Genomic DNA, 13,715 nt, shown 5'->3' on the forward strand with positions numbered 1-13,715 from the left:
ACTATTGAATTATATTACATTTTTCTGAAAAAAGATTGCAGTTTTGTAAGGTGTTTTTAGGAATATGCACCTAAATGGAAATGGATAGAAAGGTTTCTTTTTAGGTGCCATATTTTTGTTATTTTTGAAAGCGATAAGGTGCAGTCGTAACAATAACATTTTGCTTATATAAAAGGTATACGCGTAATAATACACTTGATTGATTGTGTAAAACGTTATGCCATCTTTTTTTAGTGATGAATTGTGGAATAAGAACTGTAACAAAATGATTCTTTTCCTCTGCCTTATGCTGAATAATCGTAATTAATTTTGCGATAGGTCGCATTAAGCTTCGGTAAGATGAGACAAATGTAACAAGACGAATGTTTGGTTGCCACTCTTTCCATTTTTCCTGCATACGTATTTCGCTTTCTTTATCAAAAGCTACATATACAGCGATAACTTGATCACCAATTGTTTCCGCGTAATTGATAGATTGTTCGACTACTTTTGTAATACCGGCGATGGGTACGATGACGACATTACCAGTCATTTTTTTAGGGAGGTTAGTGCAATCAATACGTAACTGTTCTCCCACCGCAACGTAATGATTATGAATGCGGTGAAAGATGAAAACAATGATAGGTAGGAAAACAAGAACGGACCATACGTGTGTGAATTTAGTAATGAAAAAAATAAGAAGTACAGTTAATGAGATGAGGGCACCTAGTAAGTTTGTTAATAATTTTGGTACCCAGCCTTGTGGTTTTTCGCGTAGCCACTTTATAATCATCCCTGTTTGTGACAATGTAAAAGGAATAAATACTCCGACAGCATATAGCGGAATTAATTGTTCGGTTTTACCTTGAAAGGCCATAATTAAAAATATAGAACCGATGCCTAGTGTAATAATTCCATTTGAATAGCCTAATCGATCTCCACGCATTAAATACATACGCGGCATATATTTATCTGATGCTAAATTAAATGCTAAAAGTGGAAATGCTGAAAACCCTGTGTTGGCAGCTAGCACTAAAATAAGAGCAGTTGTTCCTTGAATAAAGTAATACACAAAATTTCTTCCAAATATATTTGAAGCAATTTGAGACACGACAGTTTCATTATGTTTAGGTGCGATTCCATACCAATATGCTAAAAACGTGATACCAGTAAATAAAACCGCAAGAATCATGCCCATGATAACTAATGTTTTTGCTGCATTTTTTGCAGCAGGTTCTTTAAAGTTTGGAATCGCATTGGAAATGGCCTCTACTCCTGTTAAAGCGGAACAGCCAGATGAAAATGCCTTCAACAAAAGGAAGAGTGTAATTCCAGGCACGACAGTTCCCATCGGTGCATGTAAATTGGCGGGAGCTTGTCCAGAAGAAATCTTAAAAATACCTACAATTATTAAAATAACAAGTGCTAATACAAAGAGATAGACCGGATACGCCAATATCGAAGCGGATTCAGTTACGCCTCGCAGGTTTAAAATTGTAATGAACATTACAAGGATGACTGCGATAGGAACAGTATAGGTATGCAGCGCTGGAAATGCTGATGTAATAGCATCGGTTCCAGCAGAAACACTTACGGCTACAGTAAGGATGTAATCAACAAGTAGGGATCCTCCTGCAATGAGCCCGGCATTTGTGCCTAAATTTTCTTTTGAAACAACATAAGCACCACCTCCGTGTGGATAAGAAAAAATGATTTGCCTATACGATAAAATGAGTGCTGTCAATAAAATAAGAACTCCTATTGCGATGGGGATGGAATACCAAAAAGCAATTGCCCCAAATGCCGCCAGTACAATTAAAATTTGTTCTGTTCCATAAGCAACAGAAGAAAGGGCGTCAGAAGACAGAATAGCGAGTGCTTTTAGTTTGTTTAATTTTTGTTCCCCTAATGCTGTTGATTTAAGTGGTCTACCGATTAGAACACGTTTGAAGGCTGAAAACATAATGACACCACCAATACATAAAATTTTGCAGATGAAGCGTATTGTTAGAAATATCTACATTCCTACCTAGTAGTATTAGCGTTTTTTCACTGAATCTTTCTGAAAAGAAGAAGGTAATAACTGGAGTGAATGGTCTTAGGGAGAGAAAGGGTAGGTTTCTTTTTTATCTAATCTAATATTGTGATTGAATTGTTATTTTCAATAAGAGATATAAGTAAAGAGAAAGTTTAAGTGAAATTTGCTTAGACTTTTTTATTTAAGAAAGAAAGTGCATGGGTTTACAATACATAATTAGTTATTATAAGAAATCTTACCTTCTATGCATTGAATGTTGAAAAACATGCTTAAGCATTAAGATGTAAATTTTAAATAAGAGAAGCAGGTTGTTATGAGATAAATAATTATGTGTATGATGAGCATTTTCGCGTTTATTATTTAGTAATTTTTTGTGGATAGTGAGTTGGTGTTTAAAAAGGGATTTTGAGAAATTCTGAAATGCATATAGAGCGTAAATAACGTATGCAATTTAGCCCATTTTCATTCACCTCTTGCACATTTTGTTCATACAATATCTTGACTAAATAAACACCCAACTTACACATATACAGCTCTGGCTTAAGCAAGGAGGGTTATACCAGTTGAAGGAAAAAGCATATCAATCTAAACCTTTATTGACAAAGAGAGAGAGAGAAGTGTTTGAATTATTGGTTCAAGATAAAACGACGAAAGAAATTGCAGGTGAACTTTTTATTAGTGAGAAGACCGTACGTAACCATATATCAAATGCAATGCAAAAGCTAGGGGTTAAAGGACGTTCACAAGCGGTTGTTGAGCTTCTTCGTATGGGAGAACTCGAATTATAAACAGATGAAGTCGACTTTTTTATAAAAGGTCGGCTATTTTTCTGTCTTGCAAATTATGAAAAAAAGGAGCAAAATAAAAAAAGTCCCTGGTCTATACAGGTACATATTTAAAAATCGACTAAAAAGGATGCTTTAGTTTATAAGATCTAAAGTATGTAAGATATATTCGTATGCAAAAATAAGATGATGAATGAGAAAATGGGTGATTATGTTGAATAGAGCAATTGGTGTTATTGATTCGGGAGTAGGAGGATTAACAGTAGCGAAAGAGTTAATTCGTCAGCTACCAAAAGAGCGTATTATATATTTAGGAGATACAGCACGTTGTCCTTATGGTCCACGTTCTCGCGAGGAAGTGCGTCAATTTACATGGGAAATGACAGAGCATTTATTGGCACTTGATATTAAGATGTTAGTCATTGCTTGTAATACGGCAACTGCGGTTGTACTAGAAGAGATGCAAAAGCAATTACCAATCCCGGTAGTGGGTGTAATTCATCCAGGTTCGCGTACAGCCTTGAAAGTGACGAATACGTACCATGTTGGTATTATTGGAACAATTGGAACGGTAAAAAGTGGTGCGTATGAAGAGGCGCTAAAATCTATTAATAATCGTGTTATGGTAGAGAGTTTAGCGTGTCCGCCGTTTGTTGAACTTGTAGAAAGTGGAACCTTTGAGAGTGAGATGGCGTATGAGGTTGTTAGAGAAACGTTGCAGCCATTGAAAAATACTGAAATCGATACGCTGATTTTAGGGTGTACACATTATCCGATTTTAGGTCCAGTTATTAAGCAGGTAATGGGGGATAAGGTGCAGTTAATTAGTTCTGGAGATGAAACGGCTCGTGAAGTAAGCACAATCTTATACCATAGTAAGATGTTAAATGAAGGAGAAGAGCAAAGCGATCATCTTTTCTTAACAACAGGGAAAATTGATTTATTCAAAGAAATTGCATCTAAATGGTTTGGACAACCGATTGAAAATGTAAAACATATTAATCTGGAAACAACATAACAGTATAGACTCTTATATATATTCATTTTGATTATCTGACATATAAGTCACGGTTGTGAAAATAAAAAGGATTGTTTGCTTGTTTTCTCCTTTGGGTTTTACATGGCATGGGACTAAAAAAGTACTGACCGCTTTTATGCAAGGAGGGGCATTCTCTTCCGCCTAAAAGGAAGGGGTTTATATCGGTTTTTCAATCTGTGTGTTTATAGAAAACTCCTAAGAAATTAGGAGTTTTTTTATTTTGTAAATTGTAAGATAAGTTGTCATTGCTTGTTCTAAAATGATAAAAAGCTCGTATACATATAGTACAAACTTAGATTTTAGGGGGAAATGGTATGCCTAAATCCACTTTTAAATGGCTTGTTTGTACGGCAGTAAGCGCAGCTTTACTAACGGGGTGCGGTTTGTTGAATAAGGAGAAAGAAGCAGAACAAATTGATCCGCCGAAAAAAGTTTCGTATACAGAAGGTGAGAAGAAAGACACTGCCAAGAAAGGTAAGCAAGAGCAAACGACACAAAGGGAATTATATCTTGTTGATAAAAATGGTTATGTGGTGCCACAAACGTTGGCATTGCCTACTCCGAAACAAAATGAAGTTGTGAAACAAACATTAGAATACTTAGTGAAGGATGGTCCAGTAGAGAACTTACTACCAAATGGGTTTAAGGCAGTTCTTCCAGCAGGTACAACAATGACTATGGATTTGAAAAAGGATGGTACGGCAGTCATTGATTTTTCAAAAGAAATGAAGAGTTATAAAAAAGAAGAAGAACGCCAAATTATTGAGTCAGTTGCTTGGACATTAACGCAATTTAAAGAGATTAAACAAGTGAAGTTTCAAATAAATGGTGAAAAATTAGCGAAGATGCCAGTTGCTGGCACACCAATTGGTGAAGGTGTGAGCCGTGCGGACGGTATTAACTTTGATGATGAGCAAGTGGCGGATGTCACGAATACGAAGCCAGTGACACTTTATTTCTTAGCACAAAATAATAAAACACAGTATTATGTGCCAGTGACACGACGCGTAGCAGAAGGAAAGGAACATGAAGTAGCAACGGTTGTCAATGAGCTTGTTAAAGGGCCATCGGGTTCAGCTTTACTTAGTGATTTTAATCCTGGTGTGAAGCTTGTTAGTGAACCGAAAATACAAGATGGAAAAGTTACATTGAATTTCAATGAAAATATATATCTAGATAAAGAGAAAAGTAAGATTTCAAATTATGTATTGCAATCACTCGTTCTATCTTTAACAGAAAAGAAAGATGTGAAAAATGTTTCTGTTGAAGTAAATGGAAAAGCAAATCTTGTTACTGAGAAAGGTGAGAAACTAATAAAACCTGTTGATCGTCCGCAAAACGTAAATACAGGTAGTTTTTAATCGTAAATAATTTGATATACTTATGTAAGAAAGGGGAATTTCTTTTTGAGTTCCTCTTCTTATTGTTATACATATAAGCAATTGAAAATGGGCTATACTAACAGGTAGCAGTTACTAGGGGGTTATTTTATGCGAGTAGATGGTAGACAAGCGGCAGAACTGCGTCATATACGTCTTCATACAAATTATTTAAAACATCCAGAAGGTTCTGTTCTGATTGAAGTGGGAGATACGAAGGTTATTTGTTCGGCAACAATTGAAGAACGTGTGCCGCCATTTATGAGAGGCGAAGGGAAAGGCTGGGTAACAGCAGAATACGCGATGATTCCACGCGCGACAGAACAGCGTACAATTCGTGAGTCCAGTAAAGGGAAAGTAACTGGTCGCACAATGGAAATTCAACGTTTAATTGGACGAGCATTACGTGCGGTTGTTGATTTGGAAGCGCTTGGGGAAAGAACGGTTTGGATTGACTGTGATGTGATTCAAGCAGATGGCGGAACAAGAACTGCGTCGATTACAGGTGCTTATGTCGCAATGATATTAGCATTTGAAAAGTTATTACAAGCAGAAAAAGTATCTAAAATTCCGGTGAAAGATTATTTAGCTGCAACGTCTGTTGGAATTGTTGAAGGTCAAGGTGTAGTATTAGATTTAAACTATGCTGAAGATTCTAAAGCTGATGTTGATATGAACGTCATTATGACAGGAAAAGGCCAGTTTGTTGAAGTGCAAGGAACTGGAGAAGAAGCGACATTTAGCCGTGCGGAGTTAAATGAATTACTCGATGCAGCTGAACAGGGAATTCTACAACTCGTTGAAAAGCAAAAAGAAGCATTAGGCGATATCGTATCTCACATAGAGTAGAGGTGAAAATATGAAACAAGTTGTTGTTGCAACGAAAAACGTGGGGAAAGTGCGTGAATTTGCAGAGCTATTCGAGAGATTCGATTTAGAAGTAAAATCTCTTCATGACTTCCCCCATATTGAAGAAGTCGAGGAGACTGGTGAAACGTTTGAAGAAAATGCAATTTTGAAAGCGGACAGTTTATGTAAACAGTTAAATTCAATCGTTATTGCAGATGATTCTGGTTTAATTGTTGATGCGTTGAATGGAAATCCTGGTGTGCGCTCTGCTCGCTACGCTGGTGAACAAAAAGATGATCAGGCGAATATTGATAAAGTTTTAAAAGAATTGGATGGCGTTTCGATGGAAAAGCGTTCAGCGCGTTTTTATTGTGCGTTAGCGGTTGCTTTTCCAGAAAATGATAAAGAACCAGTTATTGTAAATGGCACGTGTGAAGGGAAGATTTTAGAACAGCCTCGTGGTGCAAATGGTTTCGGATATGATCCAATCTTTTATGTAGAAGAATATAAACGAGCAATGGCTGAGCTAACTTCAGACGAGAAAAATGAAATTAGTCACCGCGGTCGTGCTCTTCGTAAGTTAGAAGAGAAAATTCCAGCGTGGTTTTTAGACGAAGAATAAGGGAGAGAGACCGATGAGGGCTTTAATTGTAAGCGATAGTCACGGTTCTACGAAAGAATTACAGCAATTAAAGGATACATATGAGGGAAATGTAGATGTTATGATTCATTGCGGTGATTCAGAGTTAACACCAGAGCATCCAGATTTACAAGGGTTCCAAGTAGTAAAAGGAAATTGCGATTTCTATAATGGTTTTGACGAAGAAATCATTACTGATGTAGAAGGGATACGTTTTTTTGCTACGCATGGTCATCGGTACAATGTTAAAATGAGTTTGCAAACACTTTTATATCGTGCAAAAGAAGTGGAAGCGAACATTGTTTGTTTTGGACATTCTCATATGTTGGGAGCAGAATTTATTGATGATATTTTATTCATCAATCCTGGAAGCATTTTATTGCCGCGTTCCCGAAAAGAAAAAACATTTACTTTGTTAGAAATCAATGAAAATGACATTGAAATTCGATTTGAAACATTAGGTGGAAAAGTTGTCGTACATAAAACTTTTCAAAGAGGATAAGAAAAATTATCCTCTTTGAAAAAAGTGTTGACTTTATCCTCGTGTGCAAATATAATAAAACTTGTCGATAAGACATCAGCAAAAAATAAAAACAACATATGCGGGTGTAGTTTAGTGGTAAAACAAGAGCCTTCCAAGCTCTGGTCGAGAGTTCGATTCTCTTCACCCGCTCCATGTCCCAGTAGCTCAGCAGGATAGAGCAACGGCCTTCAAGAATAGGAGCCTTTATAGGGAAACAAGAACCTATAGAGTGGACGACACTATATCGGTGAAGCCTTAACAGTACGGCTGATGGTAATACCGAGGAAACTTACGATCTTCCTAAGAAGATTAAGGAGCTTTGAATGATTAAGTGAATCTTAATGGTAAGGGCTCTGAAGTATGATGAAAATCATCGTGAGGTTCCGTAGAGACTACACGTGTCGCACCTGAAATGGTGAAGATATAGTCCAGACTACAAACAGTAAATGCTGGTAGCGAAAGCTATAGTGGTAAGCTAAGCCGTCGGTCGGGAGTTCGAATCTCTCCTGGGACGCTAAAAAAACCTTGTTATCTTTTGATAACAAGGTTTTTTGTTTGTTTTTAAATTAGTTATTAATAAATTTCTCAAACACGAACCCATAATCTTTCACGTTATATTGCTTCTTCGTATCGACAAGCCAATTAAACGCAATTTGATTCATTTCTTTAAATTGCTCTGCTAAATTAACTTGTGCATTCGTAATACGGCTAAATGTGTTAGAAGCCATATCTAAACTTTTGTGAGCGTATTGTAATGTAATATCATTTTCATAGGAAATTTCCTCAATTTTGAGAAGGGCTTTATACAGGTCTTTTAATTCTTCAATATGTTTTTTATGAACATCAATGGAGTAATATTCATCACCCATATGGAACTTAATTTCTACATCTAAATCGATTGTGCCAGCGGTTTCTAGCGCTACATTTCTAATTTGATATTTACTGTAGCTAAAGCGACGTAATGTGCGTTTTTTACTCGCTGCACTCGTGCCATCTAAGTGAATTAAACCTTTGTTTGTAAAGCAATATTCATCTGATTTTGATTTAATGAGAAAATAAATTTTTTCCCCATCTTCATGCATAACATAATCATCGGCATCGACTTTATCATAATCTTTCGGTGTGATTACAGAACCTACATCGCTTAGTCCAAGAACATCAGCAGCTACTTTTTTGAACATATATTTCATCCCCTTTTTGTGTTCTGAATTGTACGAAAATATATTATCATTTTTTGTGCAAAATTTATATGTTTTAAATGAAAATTTTGAAGGAGGGATTGGGAGTGAGTTGCCGAATTTAGTTTAGTGAATAAGTGTAAAGATGTTGGGTGGATATTTACTGTGTATACTGGCCTCAAACAGGTTTGTACTATTACTTTAATCCGAAATCATTTAGTAAATCAATTAGCTTACGAATAGACCCTCCGAAAAATCAGCAAGAAAAGAACATTAAATTGGCAAACGAGTATAGAGAAATTCAGTAAAAACCACTTCCAATTATGTTGGGTGGTTTTTCTTTTATTATTTTAACAGAGAATCCCCCGTCTCAAGCTCGTTTAGAGGTAGGTGGGGGGAGTTCAATTTGGAATCTTACAATTCTGTAAGGTAAGTGTAAGGAAGTTCGATGGTAACAAATGGCCAGTTCTTTATAATGGAGGTAACAAAGATGAAACGAGGAGGAAGAAAAAATGAAAGGATTAGTTGTAACTGCTTTAACAGTAGCTTTTGGATTTGTGGCGTATGAGAAATTAATAGATGTCATTGATGTTGTGAAGCATTTAGTAGCATAGAGAGAATTGTTATGAGCGGGAAAGGGAATGGGTAGATGAATGGAATGGTTATTCGGAATTATAGGTGTCTGTAGTGTTATACTATTGTTATTTGTCCCAAGTGGAATACTAAGTCCCACTACAAGTTTATTTTTTATGTGTTTACTTGCCTGCATTATGCTTATTATCATGTTTCTGATGAAACAAAGTAAGCCAATCTTCTTTTTTAGCATGATTGTTGTTACAATTATTGTTCTCCAAATTATTACTCTTTTCGTATATCCTACAATTATAAAAGCTTTCCATTGATTAGAAAATCCTCTGCGTTATTTGCTGAGGTTTTTTGCTGTGTATAAAGAGGGTCTTCTGATGTAACTTTTTCATTTTAATTATAAAAGTTAAATATTTTCATATTTCAAATAAATGTATTTGGAATGTTGTTTTCTTAACAGTCATTTGTTATATTTACTTTGAAGAGATTTAAAATCTAAAAAAAGAGGCGGACGTATGGATAAAAAGGAAAATACGGTCGTATTGTTTCCACAGTTGTCGGATCGTTATATTGATCAAGGGTTTTTGGCGCTGCGGGAGCGAAAGTTCGAAGATGCATTGCGCTGTTTTGAAATATTGCGTCAGTATAATGGAGAAACAGAACAAACAGAATTAGCTTCAGTTATTTGTTTATTAGAATTAAAGCGAATGGACGAATCGAAAGAACGATGTGAGGAATTGCTTGAAACAGGGACAGTCTTGTTTGGGGATATTCTTGAAACATACGTTACAATTTTAGTTCAAACAAATGATTATGTAGGTGTAATTGAAACTGTTGAAGAGGTTTTGCAGAGAAAAGAATTGACCGTAGAGCAAAGAGAAAAATTAGCACAACTTGCTCAATTTGCCGAGAGTATGCTAAGTGGTGAGGATGTAACACCGATAGAACCAGATTTTGATTTAGAAGAATTTTCGGAGAATCTATTTGTGGAAAGTTTTGGGCAACAATTGCAGGTAATTAATGCTTTGTTACTTAAAAACCTTGAAAAAGCTTTGCCCGCTTTACAGAAATTTCTTATTGATGACACGCGACATCCGTATTTAAAAACTTCCATTATATACAAAATGGTAGAAAAGCGTATAGAAGAAGAAATAGAAGTAGAGAAATTTGGCGAAAGAATAATGATTATCCCAGCTCATTTGGGTCATAATGATGAGTATTCGAAAAAAGTTATACATATATTATCTAATCGATTTGAAAATGATCATCCTGATATATTTGAGGCAATTATTACATATTGGAGAGAAATGCAAACGAGTATTTTCCCGTTCCCGTTATTAATGGATAAGCATGAAGTATGGGCTGCGGTTTTAGAGAGAATTGGAAGAAAACGTTTTGGATTGATAATTGATGAAGAGGAACTGATGGAAGCGTATAATATTACGGTTGAAGAGTTTCATGTTGCTTATCAATGGTTTTTACGTGTGGAAAGAGAAGGGCATTTACCAGTATAATTATGAAAAAGAATCGTTCAGTTATTGAAACGAGAATATTCTATGTTATAATGTAAGGGTTGCAAAAGGCTGAATTATGCCTGTTTGTAAGAGGAGAGAAGTATAATTCTCTTACTTAATATGTTTCATATTATTCTCGAACAAAATATACCGTGTTTGTCTTATAGACAAATAATAGATTGGGAATCGCATGTTCTAAAGCTTATTGCTAGAAGGTTAAAAAACCTGAATCAATGGGCTTTCACGCTTTTATTATTTCTAAAAAAGAAATAATGGAAACTCAATCTGTAGAGGTATGTGCATACATTATTATAGTTGGAGGGAAAGAATAAATGGCTGTAAAATGGGAAAAATTAGAAGGTAACGTTGGCGTTTTAACAATCGAAGTTGATGCTAAAGAAGTAAACAACTCTATCGACGCTGCGTTCAAAAAAGTAGTAAAAACAATTAACGTACCTGGTTTCCGTAAAGGGAAAATGCCTCGTCCGTTATTCGAACAACGCTTTGGTGTTGAATCTTTATACCAAGATGCTTTAGATATTATCTTACCAAAAGCATACGGTGAAGCAATCGATGAAACTGGTATCTTCCCAGTTGCTCATCCTGAAATCGACATCGAGAAATTCGAGAAAAACGAAAACTTAATCTTCACTGCAAAAGTTACTGTAAAGCCTGAAGTTAAATTAGGTGAATACAAAGGACTAGCAGTAGAAAAAGTTGAAACAACTGTAACTGACGAAGATGTAGAGAATGAATTAAAATCTTTACAAGAGCGTCAAGCTGAACTTGTTGTTAAAGAAGATGGTACTGCTGAAAACGGCGATACAGCTGTAATCGATTTTGAAGGTTTTGTTGATGGCGAAGCATTCGAAGGCGGAAAAGGCGAGAACTACTCTCTAGCAATCGGTTCTGGTACATTCATCCCAGGTTTTGAAGAGCAATTAATCGGCTTAAAAGCTGGCGAATCAAAAGACGTTGAAGTATCATTCCCAGAAGAGTACCATGCAGAAGAACTTGCTGGTAAACCAGCAACATTTAAAGTAACAGTTCATGAAATTAAAGCAAAAGAACTTCCTAAGTTAAACGATGAGTTCGCTAAAGATGCAGACGAAGAAGTCGCAACTCTTGATGAGTTAAAAGCAAAACTTCGTACAAACTTAGAAGAAGGCAAAAAGCACGAAGCTGAGCACAAAGTTCGTGACGAAGTAGTAGAAAAAGCTGCTGCTAACGCTGAAATCGAAATTCCAGAAGCTATGATCGAAACTGAGTTAGATCGTATGGTTCGTGAGTTCGAACAACGCTTAAGCCAACAAGGTATGAACCTTGAGCTTTACTACCAATTTACAGGTACTGACGCTGACAAATTAAAAGAACAAATGAAAGAAGATGCACAAAAACGTGTAAGAATCAATCTTGTTCTTGAAGCAATCATTGAAGCTGAAAACATCGAAGTTACTGAAGAAGAAGTAACTGCAGAAGTTGAAAAAATGGCTGCAATGTACAATATGCCAGTTGACGCTATCACACAAGCTCTTGGAAGCTTAGATGCTTTATCTGAAGACCTTAAAGTTCGTAAAGCTGTAGACTTCTTAGTAGACAACAGCAAAGCTGCATAATAAAATAACAAGGCGCGATTTTAATCGTGCCTTGTTTTATAAATATAGATATAAATATATTTATAAAACTTTTCGATGAAGAAGGAAAAGGACCTTCTAAAGTCGAATATACATATTTCAAAAGTTTTAAAAATTTTTTATTTGTACATAACTAGTCATATTATTTGTATTTCTCGCCACGTAGTGACATAATATGTATTTACATACGATACATTTATCGTGTACATACGAAGGCAAGAGATTAGCACTTTGTAAGGGGTGTGAAAATATGTTTAAATTTAATGATGAAAAAGGGCAATTAAAATGTTCTTTCTGTGGTAAAACACAAACGCAAGTCCGAAAGCTTGTTGCTGGTCCAGGTGTTTATATTTGTGATGAGTGTATTGAGCTTTGTACAGAGATTGTGCAAGAGGAGCTTGCAAAAGACGAAGAAGTAGAATTCAAAGATGTACCGAAACCGGTAGAAATTCGTGAAATCTTAGATGAGTATGTCATCGGGCAAGATAATGCGAAAAAAGCACTAGCAGTTGCGGTATATAATCATTACAAACGCATCAATTCTAACAGCAAAATTGATGATGTAGAATTGGCGAAAAGTAATATCGCGCTTATTGGGCCAACAGGTAGTGGTAAAACATTGCTAGCTCAAACGTTAGCACGTATTTTAAATGTTCCATTTGCAATCGCAGACGCAACATCTTTAACAGAAGCTGGATATGTAGGTGAAGATGTAGAAAACATTTTACTAAAACTTATCCAAGCAGCTGATTATGATGTAGAGAAAGCGGAAAAAGGAATCATTTATATTGATGAGATTGATAAAGTGGCGCGTAAGTCAGAAAATCCATCAATTACACGTGATGTATCTGGTGAAGGTGTACAGCAGGCCCTTCTGAAAATTTTAGAAGGTACTGTAGCAAGCGTTCCGCCTCAAGGTGGTCGTAAACATCCGCATCAAGAGTTTATTCAAATTGATACAACAAACATCCTATTCATTTGTGGTGGTGCGTTTGATGGCATTGAGCCAATTATTAAACGCCGCCTTGGTGAAAAAGTAATTGGATTTGGTTCAGAGAAGAAAAATGCTGATGTAAATGAAAAGCATGTTTTATCTCACGTATTACCAGAAGACCTTTTACGATTTGGTTTAATTCCAGAATTTATTGGTCGTCTTCCAGTTATTGCGAACCTAGAGCCACTTGATGAAGGTGCTCTTGTTGATATTTTAACAAAACCGAAAAATGCACTTGTGAAACAGTTCCAAAAATTGTTGGAGCTTGACGATGTTGAACTTGAATTTGAAGAAGGAGCACTGATTGAAATTGCTAAAAAAGCAATTGAACGTAAAACCGGTGCTCGTGGACTTCGCTCTATTATTGAAGGCTTAATGCTAGATGTAATGTTCGAACTTCCATCTCGTAAAGATATCGAGAAGTGTATTCTTTCAAAAGAAACAGTAGCGGACAATGCACCACCAAAATTGGTGCTACAAGACGGTACTGTGCTTGATACAAAAACATCTGCATAGTGTAAGTGAGAAACAGCAATTTTTATAATTGCTGTTTCTTATTATGTTTAGCACTTTTCCTC

The 13,715-nt window shown here is 35.9% G+C and carries 12 protein-coding genes, 1 tRNA gene and 1 pseudogene; 12 read left to right on the forward strand and 2 right to left on the reverse strand.

Annotation, left to right across the window (positions count from 1 at the left end):
• Window positions 1–118 precede the first annotated feature (118 nt).
• Window positions 119–1,942, reverse strand: a complete 1,824-nt coding sequence (locus tag HRG09_RS00290; RefSeq protein ID WP_174098821.1) for an APC family permease — start codon at window positions 1,940–1,942, stop codon at window positions 119–121.
• Window positions 1,943–2,580: 638 nt separating this feature from the next.
• Between HRG09_RS00290 and gerE the strand changes: the two genes are divergently transcribed.
• From gerE to HRG09_RS00325, 7 genes are all read left to right on the forward strand, one after another.
• Complete coding sequence (gene gerE / locus HRG09_RS00295) at window positions 2,581–2,805, forward strand: spore germination transcription factor GerE (RefSeq protein WP_000659484.1); 225 nt, start codon at window positions 2,581–2,583, stop codon at window positions 2,803–2,805.
• Window positions 2,806–2,995: 190 nt separating this feature from the next.
• Window positions 2,996–3,820, forward strand: coding sequence for a glutamate racemase (gene racE, locus HRG09_RS00300; protein WP_217447869.1), 825 nt, complete (start codon window positions 2,996–2,998; stop codon window positions 3,818–3,820).
• Between the two features lie 335 nt (window positions 3,821–4,155).
• A complete protein-coding gene (locus HRG09_RS00305) occupies window positions 4,156–5,202 on the forward strand; it encodes a GerMN domain-containing protein (RefSeq protein WP_174098822.1) in 1,047 nt (348 codons plus the stop codon).
• A gap of 129 nt (window positions 5,203–5,331) precedes the next feature.
• Window positions 5,332–6,069, forward strand: a complete 738-nt coding sequence (gene rph / locus HRG09_RS00310) for a ribonuclease PH (RefSeq protein ID WP_174098823.1) — start codon at window positions 5,332–5,334, stop codon at window positions 6,067–6,069.
• Between the two features lie 10 nt (window positions 6,070–6,079).
• Window positions 6,080–6,691, forward strand: a complete 612-nt coding sequence (locus tag HRG09_RS00315) for an XTP/dITP diphosphatase (RefSeq protein WP_174098824.1) — start codon at window positions 6,080–6,082, stop codon at window positions 6,689–6,691.
• 13 nt (window positions 6,692–6,704) lie between these two features.
• Window positions 6,705–7,211, forward strand: coding sequence for a metallophosphoesterase (locus HRG09_RS00320; RefSeq protein ID WP_174098825.1), 507 nt, complete (start codon window positions 6,705–6,707; stop codon window positions 7,209–7,211).
• A gap of 100 nt (window positions 7,212–7,311) precedes the next feature.
• A tRNA-Gly gene (locus HRG09_RS00325) sits at window positions 7,312–7,385 on the forward strand.
• 413 nt (window positions 7,386–7,798) lie between these two features.
• Here HRG09_RS00325 and HRG09_RS00330 read toward each other — a convergent pair.
• Complete coding sequence (locus HRG09_RS00330) at window positions 7,799–8,413, reverse strand: PH domain-containing protein (protein WP_174098826.1); 615 nt, start codon at window positions 8,411–8,413, stop codon at window positions 7,799–7,801.
• 149 nt (window positions 8,414–8,562) lie between these two features.
• On the opposite strand from HRG09_RS00330, the pseudogene HRG09_RS00335 reads away from it, so the two are divergent.
• From HRG09_RS00335 to clpX, 5 genes and pseudogenes are all read left to right on the forward strand, one after another.
• Window positions 8,563–8,718 (forward strand): annotated as a pseudogene (locus HRG09_RS00335) (group I intron-associated PD-(D/E)XK endonuclease); the annotation flags it as partial.
• A 345-nt stretch (window positions 8,719–9,063) separates the two neighbouring features.
• Window positions 9,064–9,312, forward strand: coding sequence for a hypothetical protein (locus HRG09_RS00340; RefSeq protein WP_174098828.1), 249 nt, complete (start codon window positions 9,064–9,066; stop codon window positions 9,310–9,312).
• A gap of 198 nt (window positions 9,313–9,510) precedes the next feature.
• Complete coding sequence (locus tag HRG09_RS00345; RefSeq protein WP_174098829.1) at window positions 9,511–10,509, forward strand: hypothetical protein; 999 nt, start codon at window positions 9,511–9,513, stop codon at window positions 10,507–10,509.
• Window positions 10,510–10,841: 332 nt separating this feature from the next.
• Complete coding sequence (gene tig, locus HRG09_RS00350) at window positions 10,842–12,125, forward strand: trigger factor (RefSeq protein WP_174098830.1); 1,284 nt, start codon at window positions 10,842–10,844, stop codon at window positions 12,123–12,125.
• Window positions 12,126–12,393: 268 nt separating this feature from the next.
• Complete coding sequence (gene clpX / locus HRG09_RS00355; RefSeq protein ID WP_018764399.1) at window positions 12,394–13,653, forward strand: ATP-dependent protease ATP-binding subunit ClpX; 1,260 nt, start codon at window positions 12,394–12,396, stop codon at window positions 13,651–13,653.
• The last annotated feature ends 62 nt before the right edge of the window (window positions 13,654–13,715 follow it).

Origin of the sequence: Bacillus sp. Xin1, from assembly GCF_013314535.1 — a bacterium.
Lineage (GTDB): Bacteria > Bacillota > Bacilli > Bacillales > Bacillaceae_G > Bacillus_A.

Coding starts and splice junctions, on each gene's coding strand:
- HRG09_RS00290 (WP_174098821.1), bottom strand. CDS start 1,942: ATGTTTTCAGCCTTCAAACGTGTTCTAATCGGTAGACCACTTAAATCA.
- racE (WP_217447869.1), top strand. CDS start 2,996: ATGAGAAAATGGGTGATTATGTTGAATAGAGCAATTGGTGTTATTGAT.
- HRG09_RS00305 (WP_174098822.1), top strand. CDS start 4,156: ATGCCTAAATCCACTTTTAAATGGCTTGTTTGTACGGCAGTAAGCGCA.
- rph (WP_174098823.1), top strand. CDS start 5,332: ATGCGAGTAGATGGTAGACAAGCGGCAGAACTGCGTCATATACGTCTT.
- HRG09_RS00315 (WP_174098824.1), top strand. CDS start 6,080: ATGAAACAAGTTGTTGTTGCAACGAAAAACGTGGGGAAAGTGCGTGAA.
- HRG09_RS00320 (WP_174098825.1), top strand. CDS start 6,705: ATGAGGGCTTTAATTGTAAGCGATAGTCACGGTTCTACGAAAGAATTA.
- HRG09_RS00330 (WP_174098826.1), bottom strand. CDS start 8,413: ATGTTCAAAAAAGTAGCTGCTGATGTTCTTGGACTAAGCGATGTAGGT.
- HRG09_RS00340 (WP_174098828.1), top strand. CDS start 9,064: ATGGAATGGTTATTCGGAATTATAGGTGTCTGTAGTGTTATACTATTG.
- HRG09_RS00345 (WP_174098829.1), top strand. CDS start 9,511: ATGGATAAAAAGGAAAATACGGTCGTATTGTTTCCACAGTTGTCGGAT.
- tig (WP_174098830.1), top strand. CDS start 10,842: ATGGCTGTAAAATGGGAAAAATTAGAAGGTAACGTTGGCGTTTTAACA.
- clpX (WP_018764399.1), top strand. CDS start 12,394: ATGTTTAAATTTAATGATGAAAAAGGGCAATTAAAATGTTCTTTCTGT.